Origin of the sequence: Capillimicrobium parvum, assembly GCF_021172045.1 — a bacterium.
In the GTDB taxonomy this organism is placed as follows: domain Bacteria; phylum Actinomycetota; class Thermoleophilia; order Solirubrobacterales; family Solirubrobacteraceae; genus Capillimicrobium; species Capillimicrobium parvum.
Window position 1 is genome coordinate 4,528,405 of the sequence record NZ_CP087164.1, and the last position, 22,186, is coordinate 4,550,590.

Sequence of the window (22,186 nt, forward strand, 5' to 3'; positions counted from 1 at the left end):
TGCCGGGATGGCTCCGCGGACCATCCTCTACACGGGCAAGGGCGGCGTCGGCAAGACGTCGGTCGCGGCGGCCACGGCGCGCCGCTGCGCCGCCGCGGGTCTGCGCACGATCGTGATGTCGACCGACCCCGCACACTCGCTCGCCGACGTGCTCGACCACGAGATCGGCGGCCAGCCGACGGAGCTCGACGGCGGACTGTGGGCCCAGCAGGTGTCGGCGCAGGACGAGATGGAGCAGCACTGGACCGCGGTGCAGGCGTGGGCGGGCGAGCTGCTGCTCGAGCGCGGCGTCGAGCGCATCTCGGCCGAGGAGCTGACCGTGCCGCCCGGGATGGACGAGCTGTTCAGCCTGCTGCAGCTCAAGCGCCACTACGAGTCCGGTGGCTGGGACGCGGTCGTCGTCGACTGCGCGCCGACCGGCGAGACGCTGCGGCTGCTGTCGTTTCCCGACGCCGCCCGCTGGTGGCTGCAGAAGGTCTTCCCGCAGTCCAGCCGGCTCATGGACGCGGCCCGTCCGATCGCCCGCGCGGTGCTCGACCTGCGCCTGCCGGGCGACGATGCGCTCGACGAGGTCAACCGGCTCGTGACGAACCTCATCGCCATGAACGCGATCCTCCGCGACCGCGAGCACGTCTCGCTGCGGCTGGTGATGACGCCGGACCGGATGGTCATCGACGAGGCCCGCCGTACGTTCACGTACCTGAACCTGTACGGGTTCCTCACGGATGCCGTCGTGGTCAACCGGCTGTTCCCGGAGGAGGTCGGCGCCTACTTCGGCCCGTGGCGCGAGCGCCAGCTCGAGGCCCTCGACGAGGTGCGTGACGCGTTCGCCCCCGTGCCGGTCCTCTGCGCGCCGTACTTCGCGTCCGAGCCCGTGGGCGGCAAGCCGCTCGACGAGCTCGGGGGCGCGCTGTTCGGAGCCGGGCGCGACGCGGCGGCCCTGCTGCACACCCGGCTGACGCAGGAGCTGCGCGCCGGGGCGGGCTCGGCCGTCCTGCGGCTGGACCTGCCGTTCTCCGCCAAGGGCGACATCAGCCTGCGCAAGATCGGCGCGGAGGTGGTCGTGCGCGTCGACGGCCACAAGCGCACGGTGGTCCTGCCCCCCGGCCTGGCGGGCTATCGTGCCGACGGCGCGTCGTTCTCCGACGGCGCGCTCGAGCTGCGCTTCGCCGATCCGGAAGCCGATGCCGATGCCGATGCCCGACCCTGACCCGCTCGAGGAGCTCCGCACCCAGGTGCGCGCGACGCAGGAGGCCGCCCAGCGGCTCATGGCCGACGGCGTGCCGCCGCACGGCTGGGAGGGCGAGCGGTCCGACGCCGGCGCGTTCGGCCAGGACGTCCAGGCGCTCGCCGCGCTGCTGCAGACGCTGCGCGAGCTGCTGCCGCCCGACCTGCGCGAGCAGGTCGCCGACCTGATCCGCGGGCTCCTGCTCGTCCTGCGGGCGCTCATCGACTGGCTCGTCGCGGCGATCGAGGAGCGCAGCGGCGTCCCCGCCGCCCCGGGCGCGGACGATCGGGTCGAGGACATCCCGATCGCGTGAGATCATGGGCTCCGTGCCGTCGTCCGCGCTGAGCGCACTGTCCTGCGGGCCCGTATGACCCAGCCCTCCTCCGACCGGATCCGCACCCTCCTGCTGCGCGCGGACAACGTCCTCAAGAACGAGGGCGACGAGGCCGATCGGCAGCGGCGCGCCCGCGCGGCGCTCGAGGAGGCGCGCGACGTGGCGCGCGACCCGACGGTGGACGACCGCCTGCGGGAGCTGATCGAGCGCCGCCTGACCGCGCTGGAGGCCGGTGGACCGGGCTAGCGCGATCCTGGGGCGGATCGGGCGCGCCTGGCGGGCACTGGCCGGCGAGCAGCGGCTCGCCGCGGTGGCGGCGCTGCTGCTGCTGCTCACGCTGTTCCTGCCCTGGTACGGCAAGTCGTTCTACGACCCCGCCAAGAAGGCCTACGCCGACGACTCGCTGACCGGGTTCGGCTCGGCCGACTTCGTGATGGCGTCCGTCGTGCTGGTCGGGCTGGGCGTGCTCGCGATGCTGTTCGCGCGCGGGGAGGGCCGCGGGTTCCACCTGCCCGGCGGCGACGGGCTGATCACCATGATCGCCGGCGGCTGGGCGGCGTTCCTGATCTTCTACCGCGTGCTCGACCACCCGGACGTCTCCGGCCCCGGCGCGACGATCGGCATCCAGTGGGGGATCTTCGTCGCGTTCCTCGCGGCGGCGCTGCTCGTGTACGCCGGCTACCGGATCCGCTCCGCGCACCGGCCGGAGCCGCCCCTGCCGCTCGCGCCGACGGCGCCGGTGCGGCGGCCGCAGCGCGGCGGCCGGACGCCCGAGTACGACGACGTCGGCGACGAGGCGCCACGCGCGCGGCGGCGGCGCCCGGTAGAGCGCGACCGCGACCGGCCCACGGAGCGCGACCGCGACCGGCCCACGGAGCGCACCCGCCGCGTCGAGCCCGCGCAAGCCGCCGACGAGCCGTCGATCCCCGGCCAGATGTCGTTCGACGAGGCCGAGACCGAACGCCTGCGCGACCGCTGAGCGGTAGAGGGACCCAACGGGGCCCGCCTCCCGCCGGCAGGGGCTGCAAGCCCACTTGGCAAGCCTGTGGCCGGCGCCGGCACCCCTGGCACCGCCTCGTCCTGATCGTCGTCGGCGCCGCGATCGCGCTGGCCACCGGGCTGGTACCCGACGACGGCCGTCACGGCTTCGCCGGCCAGCTCTTCTCGACGCTCATGCACGCCCTCGACCCGGGTACCGTGGCCGGCGACGGCGGCGGGTGGCCGTTCCTCGCGGTGATGCTCGCGGTCACGCTCGGCGGTCTGATCGTCGTGTCGGCGCTCATCGGCGTGATCGCCACCACGCTCGACGAGAAGCTGCTCGAGCTGCGCAAGGGCCGGTCGTTCGTCATCGAGTCCGGCCACACCCTCGTGCTCGGCTTCAACTCGCGGGCGGGCACGATCCTCGGCGAGATCGACCACTACGTCGCGCCCGGCTCGCAGGTGACCGTCGTGGCCGACGGCGATGCCGCGCACGACGAGATCGACACGGCCCGCGCCGGCCTGCGCAACGCGGAGGTCGAGTTCCGGACCGGGAGCATCACCGACCGCGCCACGCTCGAGGCGCTGAACGTCGGCAGCTACGACCACGTGATCGTCCTCTGCTACGCCGACCACCTCGACGCCCAGCGCGCCGACGCGCGGACGCTCATCACGCTGCTGCACCTGCGCGACATCGTCTCGCGCCTGGACCGCCCGATCTCGATCGTCAGCGAGATGCTCGACGACCGCAACCACGAGCTCGCGCAGGTCACCCAGGTCGACGACGTCATCGTCTCCGACAAGGTCCTGTCGCTGCTGCTGGCCCAGATCTCCGAGAACGCGGCGCTCGCCGCGGTGTTCCGCGAGCTCTTCGAGTCCGACGGCTCGGAGATCTACCTGCGCCCGGTCGAGGAGTACGTCGCCGCGGGGGGCGAGACGACGTTCGCGACGGTCGTGGTGGCGGCACGGCAGCGGGGCGAGAGCGCGATCGGCCTGCGGCTGGCCGAGGCGGCCGGGACCCGTCCGCCGGCTACGGCGTGCGGCTGAACCCGTCGAAGTCCGCGCCGTACGTCCCCGTGGCGGGCGACCGCGTCGTGGTGCTCGCCGAGGACTGACGAGCGCGCGGCGCGCGGCGCGCGCATTCGCCTTGCGCGCCGCCCTCGGCGATACTCGCGCGCCATGCGGGCACTCCTGGCGGTCGTCGTTCTCCTGCTCGTCGCGGCGCCCGCCTCGCAGGGCGCCCCCTCCGGCGGTCGGCTCAGTCCCGCCGCCTGGGACGCGCTGAACCGCATCGGCAGCGGCGGCGATCAGATCACCGCACGCGACGTCCGGGACCCGGCCCGGCTCGCCGACGCGCTCTGCGGCAGCCAGCCGGCGCGGCCCGCCGACTTCCAGGTCGTCCTCGTCGGGCGCATCTGCCGCGAGTCGGCGCGGGTCGCGAGCTCGTTCGCGCAGGCGGCGTTCTGCCTGCGGGGGCTGCGCCCGGCGCGGGTGCGCGCGTGCATGCCGCCCGCGCTGCGACGGGGCGCCGCGGCCGTGCGCGAGCTGGCCGACCTCGACGCGCGCCTGGCCGGCCTGATGCGGCGGCGGTGCGCGACCCTCCTCGTCCGCGGCGACCGCGAGTCCCTCGCCGTCGCCCGATCGTCCGAGCGCCTGGCCGGCGTGCTCGAGCGCGGGCGGCGCGACGTCAGGCGCGCCGTCCGCGGATGGTCGCTGACCGTCCTCGAGGATGGGATCCAGGACAGCGGGCCGTCCCCGCGCCGGGTCCGGCGCGCCTGCGCCCCGCGCGCGTAGCGCGCGTCAGAACGTCGGCTCGCGCGGGTCGTGCTGCTCGCGCGGATCGGCCGGGTCGTCGTGGTAAGCGACCACGCCGCCGACGACCATCGCCGCCGTCGCCAGGAACAGGATCGCCAGGCCGGTCACCACGAGCCAGCGCGCCCGGGCGGCGTGGCCGGCGATCGCGACCACCACGCCGAAGCCCATCAGCGCGAGCACCGGCGCTGCGGGGAGCGAGGAGGCGGCCACCATGCGCACGGCGTTCTACCATCTGGCGACCCCATGACCGCGCTGCCCACCTCCGTCGACCAGGTCCGCGAGGGCCTCGGCTCGGTCGGCTACCTGCCCGGCGAGTCCACCGCGCTCGTCTCCTATCTCGCCACCCGTCTCGGCAAGCCGGTCCTCGTCGAGGGCCCCGCCGGGGTCGGCAAGACCGAGCTGGCCAAGGCGCTGGCGCGGTACCTGGGCCGCACGCTCGTGCGGCTGCAGTGCTACGAGGGGCTCGACGAGGCCAAGGCGCTCTACGAGTGGAACTACCGCAAGCAACTGCTGCGCATCCAGGCGGAGGCGTCCGACACCGGCTGGGAGAAGGTCCAGGACGACATCTTCGGCGAGGAGTTCCTGCTCGAGCGCCCGCTCATGGCCGCGATCGCCTCGCCCGAGCCGGTCGTGCTCCTCATCGACGAGATCGACAAGACCGACCAGGAGTTCGAGGCGATGCTCCTGGAGGTCCTCTCGGACTTCCAGATCTCGATCCCGGAGCTCGGCCGCATCGAGGCGCGCACCCATCCCATCGTGCTGCTGACCTCCAACAACACGCGCGAGCTCACCGAGGCGCTCAAGCGCCGCTGCCTGTACCTGTGGCTCGACTACCCGTCGGCCGAGCACGAGCTCGAGATCGTCCGGCTGCACACGCCGGACCTCCCGGAGAAGGTCGCGCACAAGCTCGTGGACGTGGTCGGCATGGTCCGCGAGCTCGACCTCAAGAAGCCGCCGTCGATCGCGGAGTCGATCGACTGGGCCCGCGCGCTCATCCTGCTCGGCGCCGACGACATCGACGCCCAGACGTTCCGCGACACGATGTCCGTGATCGTCAAGCACCGCACCGACCTCGACATCGTCGCCGAGCGCGTCGGCGTCAAGCTGACCGGCGGCGTCGGCACCCAGGCTGCCTGATCGAATCCCACCCTCCCGCCCCCAACCACTCCCGCCCGGCATCGCCGCCCGGCTGATCGAGCTGGGCGAGGAGCTGCGCCGCGAGGGCCTCGCCATCGGGACCTCCGAGCTGCTCGACGCGTTCGCGGCGCTCGACGAGGTGCCCTGGGAGGAGCCCGTCGACTTCCGTGAGGCGCTCGCCGCCACGCTCGCGAAGTCCCCCGACGACCGCCGCGTGTTCGAGATCGTCTTCGAGCGCTTCTTCTTCCGCGCCACCGAGGCCGCCGCCGTGCGCGCCGGCGTGCGCGAGGAGGGCGGCGCCGGCGAGGGCACCAGCGGCGAAGGCACCCCCGGCGAGGTCGACCTCGAGACGCTGCGCGAGCAGATCGCCCAGGCGCTGCGCGCCGGCGACGAGGCCGCGATGCGCGACCTCGCCCGGCTCGCCATCGCCGCGTTCGGCCGTCAGGGCGAGGGCTCGGGGGTCATCGGCGTCGACGTCCAGCGCATCCGCCGCCAGCTCGGCCTGCGCAGCGAGCCGCAGCCCGAGCTGCCGGCCGAGGACCCCCGCCGGGACGGCCTGCCCCGCGACGCGCTGCGCCGCTTCGAGGCGCTGCTGCGCCGCGAGCTCGAGCGCATGCAGATCGAGCGCACCGAGCAGCTGCCGCCCTCGCGGCCGCTCAACGAGCTCGACCGCGCCTTGCCCTCCGGCCCGCTGCAGGACCTCGCCGCCGTGCACCGCGTCGTCACCCAGCTGCGCCGCCGGCTCGCCACGCAGGGCATGGAGGCGCGCGGGCGCAAGCGCCGCAACGTCGTCGACGTGCGCCGGACGATGCGCGCCTCGCTGCAGACCGGCGGCGTCCCGGTCGACCTGCGCTACCGCCCCCGCCGGCCCCGCCGCCCGGAGATCTTCGTCCTCTGCGACGTCTCCACGAGCGTCACGAGCGCCTCGGTCTTCTTCCTCTCGGTCCTGCACGCGCTGCACGACACGTTCCGCAAGATGCGCTCGTTCGTGTTCATCGAGCGCATCAGCGAGGTCACCGACGTCTTCGAGAAGGAGCGCGACTTCCGGACGGTCTCGGAGATCATCAGCCGCGACGCCGGGGTCGCCGACATCTCCGGCTACACGGATTACGGGCGGGTGTGGAACGAGTTCCGCGACCAGGTCGAGGACGAGCTGCACCCGCGCGCGACGGTCATCGTCCTCGGCGACGCGCGGACCAACGGCCGGGATCCGAAGGCCGACGTCTTCGCGGAGATCGCCCGCATGGCCGGCCGCACGTTCTGGCTGAACCCCGAGCCGCGCCTGTACTGGAACTACGGCGACTCGGTGATCGCCGCGTACGAGCAGTACTGCGAGGCCTTCGAGTGCTGGACCACGGGGCAGCTCGAGGAGTTCGTCAAGGCGCTGACGAAGCCCATGAACACCTGACCGCCGCGACTGCGCCGAGCGCCCGGGGCGCGCCATCTGCGCCGCGTCAACTAGCGTAACGCGCCGTGAATGCGGTCACCTGGCGCCGCCGGGCCGTCGCGATCGGAGGCGCGGCCGCGCTCCTGGTCGTCGTCGTGGTGCTCGTCAAGGGCTGCGGCGACGACGACGGCGCGGGCGGTGCCGGTGCGGGCGACGGGCAGGCCACGGACGCCGACGCGCCGCCGCCCCAGCTGCCGCGCGGGGGCCGCGTCATCCTGCCGGGCCATCGCGTCGTCGCGTTCTACGGCGCGCCGCAGGACCGCGAGCTGGGGACGCTCGGCATCGGCACGCCCGAAGAGGCCGGCCGCCGGCTGCTGCGCGTCGCCAAGCGCTACGAGCCGCTCGGCGAGCCGGTCCTGCCGGCGATGGAGCTCATCGCGGTCGTCGCCGCCGGCGCCGCGGGCAACGACGGCAAGTACCGCACCCGGCAGCCCAACTCGGTCATCCGCCGCTACCTGCGCGCCGCCCGCAGGATCAAGGCGCTGCTGATCCTCGACATCCAGCCCGGTCGCTCGGACTTCCTCATCGAGGCGATGCGGCTCAAGCGCTGGCTGAAGGAGCCCGACGTCTCGCTCGCGCTCGATCCGGAGTGGCGGGTCGACGCGCCGAACCTGCCGGGCCAGGTCATCGGCTCGGTGAGCTCCGAGGAGGTCAACGCGGTCTCGTTCTGGCTGGATCGGCTGTCGCGCCGCGGCAACCTTCCGCAGAAGCTGCTGCTGATCCACCGCTTCACCCACGACATGATCCGCGACCAGGGGCGGCTCAAGCGCCGGCCCGGCATCGCGCTGGCGATCAACGTCGACGGGTTCGGCGGCCGGGCGATCAAGCGGGCGAAGTACCGCGACTTCGCCTCCCCGAACGACCGCTTCTACGACGGCTTCAAGCTCTTCTTCCACGAGGACACGAACCTGCTGCAGCCGAAGCAGGTCGCGCGGATGCGCCCGCCGCCGCACATCGTCGTCTACGAGTAGCTCAACTCCGCCGCCCGCCGGGCGATGACCGGGGCCTGGCCGCCGGTCGCCCGGCCCCCCGGATCCTGCTCGCAGCGCTCGTCGCGCTGTTCGCCGTGCTGCTCGCGCGCAACGCGACCGGGGCCGGGAACTGGCCGGGGTGGACGACGTGCCTCTACAACGCTGTCGAGATCGGCGCGGTCGCGGTCTGCGCCTGGCGCGCGGTCGCCGTACCGGCGGAGCGGCCGGCCTGGGCGGCGATGACGCTCGGCATGGCCTCGTTCACGGCCGGGGACGTCTATTGGACGATCGCCTTCACGGGTGCGCCCGCCGAGGACATCCCCTACCCGTCGCCGGCCGACGCGGTCTACCTCGCCTTCTACCCGTGCGTCTACGTGGCGATCGGGCTGCTCCTGCGCGCCCGTGCCGATGGCATCACCCCGTCGCAATGGCTCGACGGGCTCACGAGCGCGCTCGGGGTCGCGGCCATCTCGTGGCGCTGTTCGTCGGCGTGATCCAGGCCGGCACCGGGGGCGCCGCGCTGACCGTGGTGACGAACCTGGCCTATCCGATCGGCGATCTCGTGCTGCTGCTGGTGCTCGGAGCGGTCGTGGGAACCGGCGGGCGCGGCGCCGACGCGACCTGGTGGATCCTCGCCGTGGGCCTGGCGATCTTCGGCCTCGGCGACAGCGCCTACCTCCTCGAGGCCGCCGAGGGCACCTATGTCGTCGACGGCGTGCTCGACGTCGTGTGGCCGCTCTCGCTGGTGCTCTTCGCGGCCGCCGCCTGGCAGCCCCGCCGCCCGCACCGCATCCGGCACCTGGACGGCTGGCGCACGCTCGCCGGGCCCGCCTTCGCCGGCGTGTGCGCGCCCGCCGTCGTCGTCTACGACCACTACGACCGGGTGACGGCCCCGAGCGTCTGGCTGGCCGCCGCGGCGCTGCTCGCGCTCCTGCTGCGCCTGACGCTGCTCATGGCCGCCCACCGCCGCATGCTCGCCACCGCGGAGCGCGACGCCCGCACCGACTCGCTCACCGGCCTGCCGAACCGCCGCGAGCTCGTCGACGCCGTCCCCGTTCCCGGCCGCGCTTCCGCATCGGGGGCGACGAGTTCTGCGTCGTCACCGGGCCGGGGACGGCGCCCCAGGTGATCGCGGCGGCGACCGAGGCGCTCAGCGAGAACGGCGAGGACTGGCGGATCACCGCGTCGTCGGGCTCGGTGTCGCTGCCCGACGAGGCGCCGCACGCCGCCCAAGCGCTGCACCTCGTCCACCAGCGGATGTACGCCGACAAGCGCGGCGGGCGTGCGTCGCCGGTCGCGCAGGCCCGCGACGTCCTCCTGCGCGCCGTGTCCGAGCGCTGGGACGGCGGCGGCTACCCCGACGGACTGGCCGGCGAGGAGATCCCGGTCGGCGCGCGGATCGTCGCGGTCTGCGACGCGTGGGACGCGATGGTCAGCGACCGCGCCTACCGAATCGCAGCCACCCCCGCCGCCGCCCTGGCGGAGCTGCGCCGGTGCGCCGGGACGCAGTTCGACCCGGCGGTCGTCGCGGCGCTCGCCGAGGTGCTCGAGGACGCGTCGCTCGAGTCGTGCCCGGTCTCCGCCTGGCCGCCTGACGGCGGTCGGCGCGCGTGCCTGCCGGGGTGCTCGCGCACGCCGATCGCGTAGCATGGGCCGCTGTTGAGCCGGGGGGGCTGGCGGGATACGGCCGGCTGAGAGAGCGCTTCGATCCAGCGCTGACCCTTCGAACCTGTGGGGCAATCCCCGCGAAGGGAGGCATGCAGACCCAGACCGCATCACCCGCGGCGCCACCGCCGACGCAGACCGATCCCGGCGTCATCCGGGTGGAGCGCGCGACCCGCCACTTCGGCGCCGTCACGGCGATCGAGGACCTCACGCTCGCCGTGCGCGCGGGCGAGGTCGTCGCGGTCGTCGGCCCGAGCGGCTGCGGCAAGTCGACGCTGCTCGAGCTCGTCTGCGGGCTGTCGGCGCCCGACGCCGGCCGCGTCGACGCGGGCCCCGCCGCGCTGATGCCCCAGCGGGACCTGCTGCTGCCGTGGGCGAGCGCGCTCGACAACGCGGCGCTGGCGCTACGCGTGCGGGGCGAGTCGAAGGCGAAGGCGCGCGCCGCGGCGGCGCCGGCGTTCGCCGAGTTCGGCCTGGCGGGCTTCGAGCGCTCGCGGCCGGCCGCGCTGTCGGGCGGGATGCGCCAGCGCGTCGCCTTCCTGCGCACGCTGCTGGCCGGCAAGCCGATCCTCTGCCTCGACGAGCCGTTCGCCTCGCTCGACGCGATCTCGCGCGCCGACATGCAGGCGTGGCTGCAGGGCGCGCTGGCGCGCGAGCCGCGCACGGTGCTGCTCGTCACCCACGACGTCGAGGAGGCCGTGCTGCTGGGCGACCGCGTCGCGGTGATGTCGCCGCGGCCGGGGCGGATCGTCGCCGAGATCGCGGTCGGCCTGCCGCGCCCGCGGACCGCGACCCAGCCCGAGGTCGTCGCGCTGCGCGGCCGGGCGATGGCGGCGCTCGCCGCGGCGACGGCGGGGGCGCGGGCGTGATCGCCGGCCTGCTCTCGCTCGCGCTGCTCGGCGCCTGGCAGCTCTACGCCGACCTCGGCGGCGTCGACGACCTCATCCTGCCCGCCCCGAGCGAGATCGCCACCGCGCTGTGGGACGACCGCTCGCTGCTGTGGGACAACTTCCTCGTCACCGCGAGCGAGGTCGCGCTCGGCATCGCCGCCGCGCTCGCGCTCGGGTTCGCGTGCGCCGTCGCGATGCACTTCTCGCGCTCGCTGCGCAACGCGACCTACCCCCTGCTCGTCGCGTCGCAGGCCGTCCCGGTGGTGATCGTCGCGCCGCTGCTCGTCGTCTGGCTCGGCTTCGGCATCGGGCCGAAGGTGGCGATCATCGCGCTCGTCTGCTTCTTTCCCATCACCGTGACGACGCTCGACGCGCTCGGCCGCGTCGACCGCGACACGATCAAGCTCCTGCGCACGCTGGACGCCACGCGCTGGGCGGCGTTCCGCCACGCGGAGGCGCCGGCGGCGCTGCCCGCCGCGCTGAGCGGGGCGAAGATCGCCGTCGCCGTCGCGGTCATCGGCGCCGTGTTCGCCGAATATGCCGGCTCGTCCTCAGGGCTCGGCCACCTCATCCTCCAGGCGATCCCCCAGCTCGAGACCGCCCGCGCCTGGGCGGCCGTCGTCGTGCTGGCGGCGTTCGCCGTCGCCCTCTTCTACGCACTCGACTGGGCCCAGCGCCGCCTCGTGCCCTGGACCCGAACCGAAAGGACCTAGACCGCCCGTGCTCCGCCGTATCGCCGTCCTCGCCGTCCTCGCCGCGAGCCTGCTCGGGCTCGCCGCATGCGGCGAGAAGGACGACCGCGTCTCCGCGCCCCCCGTCCAGAAGGTGCGCCTGATGCTCGACTACCTGCCCAACGCCGACCACGCCGGCATCTACGAGGCGATCGCCGACGGCTCGTTCGCCCGCGCCGGGCTGAACGTCGAGCCGCTCGTGCCGCCCGACCCCTCCGCCCCGCTGAAGCTGCTCGCCGCCGGCCGCGCCGACATCGCGATCTCCTACGAGCCCGAGGTGCTGCTGGCCCGCGACAAGGGCCTGAAGGTCGTCTCGATCGGGGCACTCGTGCAGCGGCCCCTGACGTCGATCATGGCGCTGCCGAGCGCGAAGGTCACGACGCCCAAGGACCTGCGGGGCAAGACCGTCGGCACCGCGGGCATCCCCTACCAGTCGGCGTACCTGAAGACGATCCTGGCCGAGAACGGCGTGCCGCAGACCTCGGTCAAGGAGGTCAACGTGAGCTTCAACCTCGTCCCGGCGATGCTGTCCAAGCGGGCGGACGCGACGCTCGGCGCCTTCTGGAACGTCGAGGGCGTGCAGCTGCAGCGCGAGAAGCGCAACCCGGTGATCATCCCGGTCGACCAGGCCGGGGTGCCGACCTACAACGAGCTCGTCCTCGTCGTGCGCGAGCAGGACGCGCGCGCCCGCGGCCCGTACCTGCGGGCGTTCGTGCGCGCGCTCGCCCAGGGCCACGAGGCGCTGCGCAAGAACCCGCAGGCCGGCGTCGACGCCCTCGTCGAGCGCAACCCCGACCTCGACCCCGCCACGACGCTCGCCCAGGTCCGCGCCACGCTGCCGGCGTTCTTCCCCACCGACAAGACGAAGCCGTTCGGCTGGCAGGACGTGGACGCGTGGGGCCGCTACGGGCGCTGGATGCTCGACAACCAGCTGCTCGCCAAGGCGCCGCTGCCGACGTCCCTGACGAACGAGTACCTGCCCGGCGTCGGGCTCGAGCAGGACGAGGGTCCGCCGAGCTGAGCACGAGTTGCGCTTTCCGTCCACCCCTCGGACGGAAAGCGCAACTCGTCGCCCGCGCACAGCCCGAGACGGCGTGGCCGCCGCCCTGCTCTCGAGCCGGCTACGCCGCCAGCGCGCGGGCGCCGCGGACGGCGCCGGCGATCGCGTGCGCGCCCGCCAGCCCGGCCCACTCGCCGTACGGTGCGAAGAACTCGCGCACCTCGTCCTCCTCGGCGCGCGCGGCCGGGTTGCCGCCCGCCCGCAGCCGCCCGACGAGCTTGCGGTAGGCGAGGTCGCCGGCGGGCAGCTGGTCGTAGCGGCCCTGGCCGTAGAGCGCGAGGAACTCGATGGTCCAGGCCCCGATGCCGCGGATCGCCCGCAGCCGCGCCCAGCCGCGCTCGTGGTCGCCCGCGCGCAGGTCGACGCGCCCCCGGGCGACCTCGCGCGCCGCGCGGACCAGCGCCTGCGCGCGGGTGGCGGTCAGGCCGAAGGACTCCAGGCGCGCGGGCGCGAGGCCCGCCACGGCCGCGGCGCCGGGGACGTCGCGCAGGCCGGTCCGTTCGCAGCGGGGGCCGCAGAAGCGGACGATCTCGCGCTGGATCGCGGCGGCGTCCTCGAAGGCGATGAGCTGCTCGCAGATCGCCCACGCGAGCGCCTCGAACGGCTCCGGCCGGCGGCGGATGCGCATGTGCGGCGCAGACCGCACGGAGCGGCCGATGAGCGGATCGAAGCGGAAGCGCTCGTAGAACGGGCGCAGGTCGTCGTCGACGCCGATGGCGAAGCGCATGCGGGCGATCGCCTCCCGCGCCGCGTCCGGGGACTCGGCGGCGGCGCCGAGGACCACCCGGTCGGCGGCGGGCTGGGCGACCCGCACCACCACCGGCACGCCCTCCACGTGGAGCAGGCGGTGCAGGACCCCGTCCCGGCAGCGCTGCACACCGTCCATACCGCCCTGCCGGCGCAGCCGGAACGGCCACGGCGGGCGGACCTCGACGCGGACCTCGGGCGGCCCCGGCACGACGCGCGCGCCGCTCAGCGCCGGTCGACGAGGTGGACGTCGACGAGGAACGTGCGGGTGGCGACGACGTCGAACCGTCCGCGCCGCCCCCGGCCGCCGAGCCGCAGCGGGCGCGGCCGGCGCGTCATGCGCAGCGCGCCGCGCACCAGCGCGACGGCGGTCGCGCCCACGACGATGCTGGCGCCCGCCACCGCGGCGGCCTGCACGGACACCGGCGCCGCCGAGCGGCGCTCGATCGGCGCGGCCTCGCGCACGACGACGCCGTCGACCACCTCGGGCTCGGAATCGGTCTGGGTCAGCTCCTGGTCGGCCATCGTTCGCGACCTTAGCAGTGGGTCAGGCGGTCAACCTCAAAGCGTCCGCTCGTAGACGCGGTAGCGCTTGACGACCCGCCCGCCCATCGCCTCCATGCCGCGGTTCATCGCCGTGTTCGTCTCGAGGATCCAGCCCATCTCGCCCCACGAGCAGCGCGTCGCGGCGCCCATGTCGAAGTTCTCGATGTACAGCTGCGCGGCCGCGCCCGTGTACTGGTACTCCGGCTTGACTCCGAGGAAGCCGACGCGGACACGGTCGATCGTCCGCCTCCGGCGCAGGTAGTGCCACCAGCCGAACGGCAGCAGCCGGCCCTTCATCTTCCTGAGCACCTGGTTGATGTCCGGCACGGAGATCGCCGCGCCGATCGCCTCACCGTCCTTCTCGGCGATCATGAACCAGTTCGAGTCGAACACGAGCTGGAACTCGAGCGCGAGGGCGTCGAGGTCCTCCTCGGAGTACGGCACGAAGTCCCAGTTCTCGGCCCACGCGTGGTTGTAGACGTCGGCGAACATGTCGAGGTCGGCCCGCAGCGTGCGCCGGCTCATCTTGCGCACGGCCACGCCGTGCTTCGTGTTCGCCTCCTCCGCGAGCCGGAACAGGATCGGGCGCACCTTGGACCGGTCGGCGATCTCCAGCTCCCACATCAGCAGGTCCATGGCCTTGTCCATGCCGGCGCCCTCGACGAGCGGCTGGTAGTACGGCGGCTGCCACGGCTGCTTGATCATCGGGTCGCGGTCGAAGCCCTCGATCAGCAGGCCCGCCTCGTCGTTCATCGTGAAGTCCATCGGGCCGATCATGCGGTCGCGCCCGCGGGCCCGGAGCCACCCGGCCGCGGCGTCGAGCAGGGCGCGCGTGGCCTCGGGGTCGTCCTCCATCTCGAGGAAGCCGAACATCCCCCACGCGTTGTCGTGGACCTCGTTGAACGGGTGGTTGATCTGGGCGCTGATGCGGCCCACGACGCGCCCGTCGCGGCGGGCCAGGAACAGCCGCGCGTCGCCGTGCGTGAAGAACGGGTTGTGCTTGCGCGACAGGAACAGGCGCCGCTCCAGGCGCAGCGGGGGGATCCACTGCGGGGAGGTAGAGTGCAGCCGGTACGGGAGCTCGATGAACTCCCGAATCTCGCGGTGCGACGCCACCGCCCGGATCTCAAGGCTCATATGCCCACCACCGTAGACGTCTTCGCCAAGGTCCGCGGCCACGAGCGCGCCGAGCAGCTGCGCGCGGCCCGGGAGGCCGATCTCCTTCCCTATTTCCGCGTCCTGACCGGGCCGGCCGGGCCCGTCGTGGAGATGGAGGGCGCCGATCGCGTGATGCTCGGCTCGAACAACTACCTCGGGCTGACCGGCGACGCGCGGGTCGTCCAGGGCGCGCGGCGGGCGCTCGACGACTACGGCACGGGCCTGACCGGCTCGCGCCTGCTCAACGGCACGACCGCCCTGCACGTCGAGCTCGAGCGCGAGCTCGCCGAGTGGATGGGCACCGAGGACTGCATCGTCTTCACCACCGGCCACCAGGCCAACGTCGGCACGCTCGGCACGATCCTCGCGCCGGGCGACACCGTGATCGTCGACTCCGGCGACCACGCGTCGATCCTCGACGGCGTGATGCTCTCGCGGGCCAAGATGCGCCCGTTCCGCCACAACAAGCTCGACAAGATGGAGAAGGCGCTCGAGCGCGCCCAGGGGGACGGCGGCGGGATCCTGGTGGTGGTCGACGGCGTGTACTCGATGGAGGGCGACGTCGCGCCGCTGGTGGAGATCTGCGACCTGTGTGCGCGCTACGGCGCCCGGCTCATGGTCGACGAGGCGCACGGCGCCGGGGTGCTCGGCGCGCGTGGTGCGGGAGCGTCGGAGCTGCTCGGCGTGGAGGACCGCGTCGACCTGCGGATGGGCACGTTCTCGAAGTCGCTGGCGTCCTGCGGCGGGTTCGTCGCCGGCAGCGCCGAGGTCGTGGAGTTCCTGCGGATCTCCAGCCGCGCCTACATCTTCACGGCGTCGGGGGTGCCGGCGGCGCTCGGCGCGGCCCTCGCCGCGCTGCGCATCGTGCGCTCGCCGGAAGGGCCCGAGCTCTTCGCCCGCGTGCTCGCCAACGCCCGGTACCTGCGGGACGGCCTGCGCGAGCGCGGCTTCAAGACGATCGATCACGACATCGTCACACCGGTCGTCCCCGTGCTCGTCGAGGATGACTGGAAAGCCGCCCTCCTGTGGCGAGCGCTCTACGACGCCGGCGTCTTCGTCAACGTCGCCATCCACCCGGCGGTCCCTCCCGGCGGGGCCCTTCTGCGCACGAGCGTGATGGCGACCCACGACGAGGCCACGCTGGAGCGTGCGCTGGACGCGTTCGCCTCCGTCAAGCAGGCCTTCGAGGCCGAACACGGACCACTGCCCACCGCGGCGCGGTGATCTCGACCCCGTGTCGAGGGATGGCACGAAAAGTGCGCTCGGAGCGCATGTTCCAGGTTTCCCGTAGTTGAAACGGCCGCCGGGCGCGGCGTACCTTGCGAATGCGTCCGGACGACGCACGGGGAAGGAGAGTTGAGCGAGGCGGTAGAGGGCCGACTCGCTCGGGGAAGTCTTCGCAGAAGAGGCCGGCCCGAAGGGCGAGCCTTGCCCGTGCCCGCGCCGTCTACGCGACCCGTACACGACGAAGCCGGTCCGGCCGGGTGCCGGGGCGGCGGGGAGGGAGCATGATCGCGTCAGCGACGACCGCCGGCGACCCGCAGCACCTGCGGGCCCTGCAACGGGCCAACGAGGTTCGCCTCGCTCGGGCGGAGCTCAAGCGTCGCGTCGCGGAGGGTGAGCTCACGGCGGCCGACGTCGTGCTCGAGTCGCCGTGGCAGGCGGAGAGCATGACGGTGGCCGATCTCCTGATCAGCCAGCGGCGGTGGGGCAGGACCCGCTGCCGCCGATTCCTCGCCCACGCCACGCTGACGGAGACGAAGACGATCGGGTCGCTCACCGATCGCCAGCGCCGGATGGTGGCCGAGCAGCTGGGCGCCGACCACCTCGCTCAGCAGATGGCGCCCACCGCCGGCGTCCCCGCCATGGCCTGACACGCGGCGGCTTCGACCTCGCCGCGCGCGCCTGCGGTCAGACGCGCGTGGCGAGCTCGAGGATGTGCCCGTCGGGGTCGCGCAGGTACAGGGAGCGGAAGCGGCCGCGCTCGAAGACGTCCGTCGTCTGGACGCCGCGGCCGCGCAGGTAGTCGCGCCACGCATCGAGCTCCTCCGACGAGTCGACGGCCAGCGCCAGGTGATGGGTCGAGCCGACCCCCACCGAGCCCTCGGGCATCGCGGGGTACTCGAGGAACGACAGCAGCGTGCCGGCCCGGCCCTCGGCGTCGCCGAACCAGAAGTGGCGGGCGTCGGGGTCGTCCTCGTTGGCGGCCTGTTCGACCAGCGCGAGGCCCAGGAGGTCGCGGTAAAAGGACGTGGTGGCGTCGAGGTTGCGGGTGATGAGCGTCACGTGGTGCAGGCCCGTGATGCGCATGCGCCGGGGCTCGCCGGAGGTATCGGTCACGCCCGGAACCCTATGCCCCCGGTCCGACGGCGGAAGACCGACCGCAGCCCGTAGAACGCGACGCCGAAGACGGCGACCCCGACGATCAGCAGGACCTCCTGCGGCAGGCTCGTCAGGAAGAACAGCGGCACGTCGACGACGACCGCGGCGGCGCCGGCCAGCAGCGTCGAGTGCGAACGGTATCCGGCGAAGTGCTCGCGCAGGGAGAGCTCGAGGGCGGCGAGCGTCACGAGCGCGAAGCCGCAGACCAGGAACAGCGCCCGGCGGTCGGCCACCCCGGCGAACCCGAGGACGATCAGGACGATGCCGAACAGGATCGTCAGCTCGACGAGCGGGAAGGGGCTCCAGGGCGCCTTGGGGGCGTCCTCGAGGCGCGCGCGCCGGGTCGGCGGGGCCGGGGGCCGGCGAGGCGTCGTGGTGCGGGCGCCGCGCGGCGTGGCGACCGTGTCGGTCGTGCCGGCGGGGGTGCCGGCGGCGCGCGGCGTGGCGACCGGGTCGGTCGTGCCGGCGGCGCGCGGCGGAGTCGCCTCGGCGGCGTCGCGCGCGATCGCGGGGCCCGGCGGCGACGCGGCGGGCGCTGAGGCCGAGCGCTTGCGGCTGCGGCGGCCCATCAGCTGCGGCTCACGCGGGCGATAACGGGCAGCCGGAGGACAGCTTGACCTGCCACCAGCCCATGAGCATGCCGATGAGACCGAGGCGCGGCCGCACGTGCCAGACGCCGCAGCCGCCGACGCCGCGATCGGCGTTCGCGACCTTCACGAAGCGGTGGCGGCCTGGCTCGAGCAGCATCTGCTCGAGCAGCGCGCGCGCCTCCTCCTCGCGGGCGGTGCGCTCGGCGAGCGCCGAGCGGGCGTCGGCGACCCGGGCGGAGAGCCGGTCGCGCAGCGCCTCGAGCTCGCCGAAGGACAACAGCCGCGGGCAGCCGGCGCGGGCGGCGGGCACCGCGACGACCACCTCACGCGGGAACGCGCTGACCGCCAGCGCGCTGAGCTCGCGCTCGAGGCGGCCGACCTGGGCGCGCAGCGCACGGCGGGCGGCGGCCTCGCCTTCGACCCGGTCGGCGGCACCCGTTTGCGGTGCGGCAAGCAGCGCCTGCGCCATGCCGGGATCGTACTCCTCCGACCCCGGCGCGACAGCACCGGTCCGCTCCCCGCGGTGCGGCCTACTCGAGCAGCTCCACGCACGTCCACAGCGCCTCCTCGACGTAGAGGTCCGGGACGTTCGGGACCTGCACCGCGTAGAGCAGCAGCTCCCGGGTCGCGCGGTCGGGGGCGAGCGCACCGTCCGGAGCGGCGAAGAGCGGCGCGACCGGGCCGGCGGCGCTCGCGACGACCAGCCGGCCGCCCTCGGCCTCGGGGCGCAGCTCCAGCGGCTCGGCGGCCTTCGCCGCATCGACCGCCCACACCGCCACCCCGGTGTCGACGAGCGCGATCAGCAGCGCGTCGGCGGGCAGGCCGCGCGACTCGTAGCCGCCGCGCAACAGGCGCTCCACGAGCGCCGCCTCGGCGGGCACCCGCTGCACGTCGGGGTCCAGGCCGACGTGGCGGAAGAACACGCGATGGGCGTGCGGCACCGGCTCGCTGCGCATGGCCACCGCCCGCGCGCCGTGCATGCGGTCCGACAGGGTGCGCAGGCGGTCGCGGACCTCCGGCGGCGAGCGGCGCGGCGTGGACGCCATACGCACGGAGCGCAGCCGCAGGCCGGGGAACTCGGCGCGCAGGGGCTCGGCGACCCGCCCCTCGGTCAGCCTCGGGCCGGCGCCCGCCATCCCCGCTCCCGGGACGTCGCCACCAGCCGGCGCAGGCTCGCGCGCAGATCGGCCACCGACTGCTCGCCGATCGTCGTCGCCCTCACCGCCCCGCCCGGGTAGGCGTACGTGGTCTGCGGGCACACCGCCACGCCGTACAGGTTCGCCACCGCCCCGTCACGGTCGTAGCCGACCGGGAAGCCCCAGCCGCGGTCGCGGACGAGGCGGCGCAGGTCGGACCGGTCGCCGCGCACGGACACCGCGGCGACCTGCACGCCGGGGAACTCGCCGCGGACCCGGTCGAGCCGGTCCAGCGCCGTCGTGCAGTCCCCGCCGCGCGTCGCCAGGAATGCGAGCACCACCGGGCCGCGCTCGGCGAGCTGGCAGACGTTGAGGATCTGCGGCCCGCGCACCGCGCACGCGGGCCGGCTGCCCGCCGGCCCGGATCCGGCGCGCCGGGCCACGTTCGCGTCGCCGTCGAGGTCGCCGAGGGCGAGCGGGACGGCGAACGGCGGCAGCTTCGCCCCCGGCCGCACCCCGCTCGACGAGACGCCCTCCGTGCGCAGCGTGTTGACGAGGATCCAGGCCATCGCGACGAGCGCGACGATGCCGATCAGCCAGCCGTAGCGCCGGCGCCTGCCTCCCCCCGGCCCAGGCGGCCGGGCGGGCCCCGCCGCCGGCTCCGGCCCCGCCGCCCGCGCACCGGCCGGCCCGTCCTCGGCGTCGCGGCGGTCCTCGGGGAAGTCGAGCGGGCCGCTCACGGCGCCGCCGCCCGCTCCGGGCGCGCCCGCCGGCCGCTCGGCGCGCCGTGCGTCGGCGCCCGCCGCTCGGCGAGCACGAGCACCGCCGGCAGCACCGCCAGGACGCCGAGCAGCGACACCGCCAGGTCCACGACCGTCACCCACCCGAAGTCGCGCAGCATCTGTATGTCGGAGACGATGAGCACCGCGAAGCCCGCGATCGCGGTGATGCCCGACGCCAGCACCGCGAGGCCCGTCGAGCGGTACGTGCGCTCGAGCGCCTCGCGCTCGCCGAAGCCGCCCGCGCGCTCCTGCCGGTAGCGCTCGGCCAGCAGCACGCTGAACTCGGTCGAGATCGCCACGACGAGCGCGCCGAGCGTGACCGACATCGGGTTGAGCTCCACCCTCAAGGCGAAGAGCACGAGCGCCGACCACCCGGTCGCCAGGGCGATCGGCACCAGCGGGACCAGCGCGCGCCGCACGGACCGCAGCGCCACGATCAGGACCAGCGTGACCGCCAGAAGGCCGCCGAGCAGCAGTGCGACCCGGCGCCACGGCTCCGATACCGCCGCGTTGGCCTCGGACGCGATCACCGGCAGCCCGACGAGCTGGGCGGTCACCCCCGGCGGCGGGTCGAGCTCGTCGCGCATCGTCTCGATCACCCGCTGCTGCTCGTCGAGCGGCATGAGGCGGATGCCGAACGCCAGCGTCGCGGCCGTCTGGTCGGGCGTGATGACCGCCTGCGAGAAGTACGGCGGCACCGCGTCGAGCAGCGCCCTGACGTCGGAGCGCTGCAGGCCGCCCGTGCCGCCCGAGAACAGGTCGGGCAGCGAGAACGCCGGGCACAGGGTCGCCTCCCCGCACCCCTGGGCGCCGCCGTACCCGTAGCGCTCGAGGACGCGGTCCTGGTACGCCGACATCCACTCGAGCACGGACGGGTCGGTCAGGTCGTCCGCCGACACCATCACGTCGATCTCGCCGCCGACACCGGTCGACTCCTGCAGCTCCCGCAGGTCCGAGAGCGCGGTGAGGTCCTGCGGCACGAGCCGGTTGACGTCGGACTGGACCTTCAGCTGGGTCTCCAGACCCCAGCCCGCCAGCGCCAGCAGCACGGCCACGACGACGACCCGCCGCCCGCGCCCGAGCGCCGCGCCGACGATCCACGCCGACGCTCCCCGTCCGGCCCGCCGCACGCCTCGGGCGAGCGCGTTGTCGCGCAGGAGCTCGTCGGCGCCCCGCGCCGCCGCGGCCAGCGCCCCCGCCGCCCCGCGCGCCGCCGGCGGCCGGCGCTCCGCGATCGCCAGCGCCGCCGCCCCCACGGTGAGGGTGCACAGGAGCGCGATCACGACGCCCGCCACGAGCAGCAGCCCGAACTCGCGCACCATCGGCACCGGCGAGAGGCCGAGCACGAGGAACCCCGCCGCGGTCGCGAGCCCGGCGGTGAGGATCGCCGGCGCGCCCACCCGGGCCGCCCGCACCGGCGAGCCCTCCTCGCGGGTCCGCGACTGGAACTGGATCGCGTAGTCGACGGCCAGGCCGATCAGCACCGGCAGCACGCCGATCGAGGCCATCGTGAGCGGCAGCCCGGTCAGCGCGAGCGCGCCGAAGGTCAGTCCGGCCGCGCAGCCCGCCACGACGAGCGGCAGCAGCCGCAGCCGCGCCCGGAACACCACCGCGAGCGTCACCGCCATGATCACCAGCGCCGCCACGAGCAGCACGACGAGCGAGTGCGTCAGCTCGTCGCCGAGGTCCGAGAGCACGACCGGCGCACCCGTGGTCACGTACCGGCCGCCGCCGCTCAGCCGCCAGTCGGGCATCGCCACCGCGCTGCGCACCAGCGCGATCGCGTCGCGCCGCTCGTCGTCGGACAGGCCGGGCTTCAGCCGGACCTGGATGAGCGCCGTGGCGCGGCTCGGGAACAGGTAGGCGAAGCGCTCCTTCGGCAACCCCTGTGCCGCGTCGCGGAAGACGAGCTTCGTGACGAAGCTCGTGTCGTTGAGCTGCGGCACGCCCGTCAGCCCGTACTTGAGCGCGAGCGCCAGGACGTCGCGCGTGAACTCCGCCTCGACGAGCCGGCGCGCCTGCTGGGCGAACGTCCTGGCCCGCGCGACGTCGTAGCCGCGCTTGCGGGCCAGCTTGTAGGCGGCCTCGGCCGCCTGCTCGGCCTGCGCCGCGCGCTGGGTGGACTGGGCGCTGAACTGGTCGCCGATCTGGCGGACGGACTCGTTGACGAACGTCCCGGGCCCGTAGACCACCTGCACCGGCTTCGTCTCGGCGAGGCGGCCGCACGGCCCGTTCGTCCCGCCGGCCGGCGTCGCGCCCGAGGGCGGGTTGCCCGCCAGGCAGCCCTCGAGCCCGAGCACGGTCTCCAGGTCCGTCGTCAGCAGCAGCTTGCGCAGGTCCTCGCGCACGAGCACGTAGATGGCGTCGTCGCCGAAGCGCTCGTGATAGCGCTCCGTCGCCTGCCAGGTGTCCGTGGAGCGCCCGATCAGCGTGTCGGCGCTGCTCGACGGCCGCAGGGTCAGCGCGGCGAGCGTCACCGCGCCCGCCGAGAGCGCCAGCATCACGGCGAGGACGATCCATGGCCGCCGCGCGACCCACGCGACGAGGCGCTGCAGCGGGCTCGCCGTCACGAGCTCAGGGTACGCGCGG

The 22,186-nt window shown here is 74.4% G+C and carries 27 protein-coding genes; 17 read left to right on the plus strand and 10 right to left on the minus strand.

Annotated features, from left to right (window positions below; genetic code table 11):
- Window positions 1–7: 7 nt before the first annotated feature.
- The 6 genes from DSM104329_RS22020 to DSM104329_RS22045 all read left to right on the plus strand — a co-directional run bounded on the left by DSM104329_RS22020 (window position 8) and on the right by DSM104329_RS22045 (window position 4,334).
- A complete protein-coding gene (locus DSM104329_RS22020; RefSeq protein WP_259312005.1) occupies window positions 8–1,210 on the plus strand; it encodes an ArsA family ATPase in 1,203 nt (400 codons plus the stop codon).
- Window positions 1,197–1,541, plus strand: coding sequence for a hypothetical protein (locus tag DSM104329_RS22025; RefSeq protein ID WP_259312006.1), 345 nt, complete (start codon window positions 1,197–1,199; stop codon window positions 1,539–1,541). Before DSM104329_RS22020 ends, DSM104329_RS22025 begins: the two co-directional genes overlap by 14 nt.
- Window positions 1,542–1,595: 54 nt before the next feature.
- Complete coding sequence (locus tag DSM104329_RS22030) at window positions 1,596–1,808, plus strand: hypothetical protein (RefSeq protein ID WP_259312007.1); 213 nt, start codon at window positions 1,596–1,598, stop codon at window positions 1,806–1,808.
- Window positions 1,795–2,541 carry a hypothetical protein gene (locus DSM104329_RS22035; protein ID WP_259312008.1) on the plus strand — a complete coding sequence of 249 codons (747 nt, stop codon included), beginning with the start codon at window positions 1,795–1,797 and terminating at the stop codon, window positions 2,539–2,541. The genes DSM104329_RS22030 and DSM104329_RS22035 overlap by 14 nt, the downstream gene beginning before the upstream one ends.
- 194 nt (window positions 2,542–2,735) lie before the next feature.
- Entirely contained in the window at window positions 2,736–3,587 is an 852-nt protein-coding gene (locus tag DSM104329_RS22040; protein ID WP_259312009.1) for an NAD-binding protein, read from the plus strand.
- 132 nt (window positions 3,588–3,719) lie between these two features.
- Window positions 3,720–4,334, plus strand: coding sequence for a hypothetical protein (locus tag DSM104329_RS22045; protein WP_259312010.1), 615 nt, complete (start codon window positions 3,720–3,722; stop codon window positions 4,332–4,334).
- A 6-nt stretch (window positions 4,335–4,340) separates the two neighbouring features.
- Here DSM104329_RS22045 and DSM104329_RS22050 read toward each other — a convergent pair whose 3' ends face one another.
- Window positions 4,341–4,568, minus strand: coding sequence for a hypothetical protein (locus tag DSM104329_RS22050; RefSeq protein ID WP_259312011.1), 228 nt, complete (start codon window positions 4,566–4,568; stop codon window positions 4,341–4,343).
- A gap of 30 nt (window positions 4,569–4,598) precedes the next feature.
- On the opposite strand from DSM104329_RS22050, the gene DSM104329_RS22055 reads away from it, so the two are divergent.
- The 9 genes from DSM104329_RS22055 (at window position 4,599) to DSM104329_RS22095 (ending at window position 12,217) form a co-directional block, all read left to right on the plus strand.
- Window positions 4,599–5,492, plus strand: coding sequence for an AAA family ATPase (locus DSM104329_RS22055; protein ID WP_259312012.1), 894 nt, complete (start codon window positions 4,599–4,601; stop codon window positions 5,490–5,492).
- 139 nt (window positions 5,493–5,631) lie between these two features.
- The gene (locus DSM104329_RS22060) at window positions 5,632–6,900 is read left to right on the plus strand and encodes a VWA domain-containing protein (protein WP_259312013.1); all 1,269 of its coding nucleotides are present in this window, start codon (window positions 5,632–5,634) and stop codon (window positions 6,898–6,900) included.
- A 65-nt stretch (window positions 6,901–6,965) separates the two neighbouring features.
- Window positions 6,966–7,910: a hypothetical protein gene (locus tag DSM104329_RS22065; protein WP_259312014.1), complete on the plus strand. Its 945-nt coding sequence runs from the start codon at window positions 6,966–6,968 to the stop codon at window positions 7,908–7,910.
- 95 nt (window positions 7,911–8,005) lie between these two features.
- Entirely contained in the window at window positions 8,006–8,404 is a 399-nt protein-coding gene (locus DSM104329_RS22070) for a hypothetical protein (RefSeq protein ID WP_259312015.1), read from the plus strand.
- The gene (locus DSM104329_RS22075) at window positions 8,383–9,039 is read left to right on the plus strand and encodes a hypothetical protein (protein ID WP_259312016.1); all 657 of its coding nucleotides are present in this window, start codon (window positions 8,383–8,385) and stop codon (window positions 9,037–9,039) included. Before DSM104329_RS22070 ends, DSM104329_RS22075 begins: the two co-directional genes overlap by 22 nt.
- Window positions 9,036–9,557, plus strand: a complete 522-nt coding sequence (locus tag DSM104329_RS28980) for an HD domain-containing phosphohydrolase (RefSeq protein ID WP_326924456.1) — start codon at window positions 9,036–9,038, stop codon at window positions 9,555–9,557. The genes DSM104329_RS22075 and DSM104329_RS28980 overlap by 4 nt, the downstream gene beginning before the upstream one ends.
- A gap of 110 nt (window positions 9,558–9,667) precedes the next feature.
- The gene (locus DSM104329_RS22085; protein WP_259312017.1) at window positions 9,668–10,444 is read left to right on the plus strand and encodes an ABC transporter ATP-binding protein; all 777 of its coding nucleotides are present in this window, start codon (window positions 9,668–9,670) and stop codon (window positions 10,442–10,444) included.
- A complete protein-coding gene (locus DSM104329_RS22090; protein ID WP_259312018.1) occupies window positions 10,441–11,178 on the plus strand; it encodes an ABC transporter permease in 738 nt (245 codons plus the stop codon). Before DSM104329_RS22085 ends, DSM104329_RS22090 begins: the two co-directional genes overlap by 4 nt.
- Before the next feature lie 7 nt (window positions 11,179–11,185).
- The gene (locus DSM104329_RS22095; protein WP_259312019.1) at window positions 11,186–12,217 is read left to right on the plus strand and encodes an ABC transporter substrate-binding protein; all 1,032 of its coding nucleotides are present in this window, start codon (window positions 11,186–11,188) and stop codon (window positions 12,215–12,217) included.
- Window positions 12,218–12,317: 100 nt separating this feature from the next.
- Here DSM104329_RS22095 and DSM104329_RS22100 read toward each other — a convergent pair whose 3' ends face one another.
- Genes DSM104329_RS22100 through DSM104329_RS22110 form a run of 3 tightly spaced genes read right to left on the minus strand, consistent with a single transcriptional unit; the run spans window position 12,318 to window position 14,686 of the window.
- Complete coding sequence (locus tag DSM104329_RS22100) at window positions 12,318–13,214, minus strand: DNA-3-methyladenine glycosylase family protein (protein WP_259312020.1); 897 nt, start codon at window positions 13,212–13,214, stop codon at window positions 12,318–12,320.
- Between the two features lie 14 nt (window positions 13,215–13,228).
- Window positions 13,229–13,528: a hypothetical protein gene (locus DSM104329_RS22105; protein ID WP_259312021.1), complete on the minus strand. Its 300-nt coding sequence runs from the start codon at window positions 13,526–13,528 to the stop codon at window positions 13,229–13,231.
- 36 nt (window positions 13,529–13,564) lie between these two features.
- Window positions 13,565–14,686 carry a hypothetical protein gene (locus DSM104329_RS22110; protein ID WP_259312022.1) on the minus strand — a complete coding sequence of 374 codons (1,122 nt, stop codon included), beginning with the start codon at window positions 14,684–14,686 and terminating at the stop codon, window positions 13,565–13,567.
- On the opposite strand from DSM104329_RS22110, the gene DSM104329_RS22115 reads away from it, so the two are divergent.
- Entirely contained in the window at window positions 14,687–15,931 is a 1,245-nt protein-coding gene (locus DSM104329_RS22115; protein ID WP_259312023.1) for an aminotransferase class I/II-fold pyridoxal phosphate-dependent enzyme, read from the plus strand.
- 284 nt (window positions 15,932–16,215) lie between these two features.
- Complete coding sequence (locus DSM104329_RS22120) at window positions 16,216–16,581, plus strand: hypothetical protein (RefSeq protein WP_259312024.1); 366 nt, start codon at window positions 16,216–16,218, stop codon at window positions 16,579–16,581.
- A gap of 37 nt (window positions 16,582–16,618) precedes the next feature.
- On the opposite strand, the gene DSM104329_RS22125 is transcribed toward DSM104329_RS22120, so the two are convergent.
- The 6 genes from DSM104329_RS22125 to DSM104329_RS22150 all read right to left on the minus strand — a co-directional run bounded on the left by DSM104329_RS22125 (window position 16,619) and on the right by DSM104329_RS22150 (window position 22,167).
- The gene (locus DSM104329_RS22125) at window positions 16,619–17,047 is read right to left on the minus strand and encodes a VOC family protein (protein WP_259312025.1); all 429 of its coding nucleotides are present in this window, start codon (window positions 17,045–17,047) and stop codon (window positions 16,619–16,621) included.
- Window positions 17,044–17,658, minus strand: a complete 615-nt coding sequence (locus tag DSM104329_RS22130) for a hypothetical protein (RefSeq protein ID WP_259312026.1) — start codon at window positions 17,656–17,658, stop codon at window positions 17,044–17,046. Before DSM104329_RS22130 ends, DSM104329_RS22125 begins: the two co-directional genes overlap by 4 nt.
- A gap of 10 nt (window positions 17,659–17,668) precedes the next feature.
- On the minus strand, window positions 17,669–18,148 hold the full coding sequence (locus DSM104329_RS22135) for a hypothetical protein (protein WP_259312027.1): 480 nt from the start codon (window positions 18,146–18,148) through the stop codon (window positions 17,669–17,671).
- Between the two features lie 61 nt (window positions 18,149–18,209).
- Window positions 18,210–18,815: a hypothetical protein gene (locus DSM104329_RS22140; protein ID WP_259312028.1), complete on the minus strand. Its 606-nt coding sequence runs from the start codon at window positions 18,813–18,815 to the stop codon at window positions 18,210–18,212.
- Window positions 18,791–19,555 carry a TlpA family protein disulfide reductase gene (locus DSM104329_RS22145; protein ID WP_259312029.1) on the minus strand — a complete coding sequence of 255 codons (765 nt, stop codon included), beginning with the start codon at window positions 19,553–19,555 and terminating at the stop codon, window positions 18,791–18,793. Before DSM104329_RS22145 ends, DSM104329_RS22140 begins: the two co-directional genes overlap by 25 nt.
- Entirely contained in the window at window positions 19,552–22,167 is a 2,616-nt protein-coding gene (locus DSM104329_RS22150) for an efflux RND transporter permease subunit (protein ID WP_259312030.1), read from the minus strand. Before DSM104329_RS22150 ends, DSM104329_RS22145 begins: the two co-directional genes overlap by 4 nt.
- Window positions 22,168–22,186 lie beyond the last annotated feature (19 nt).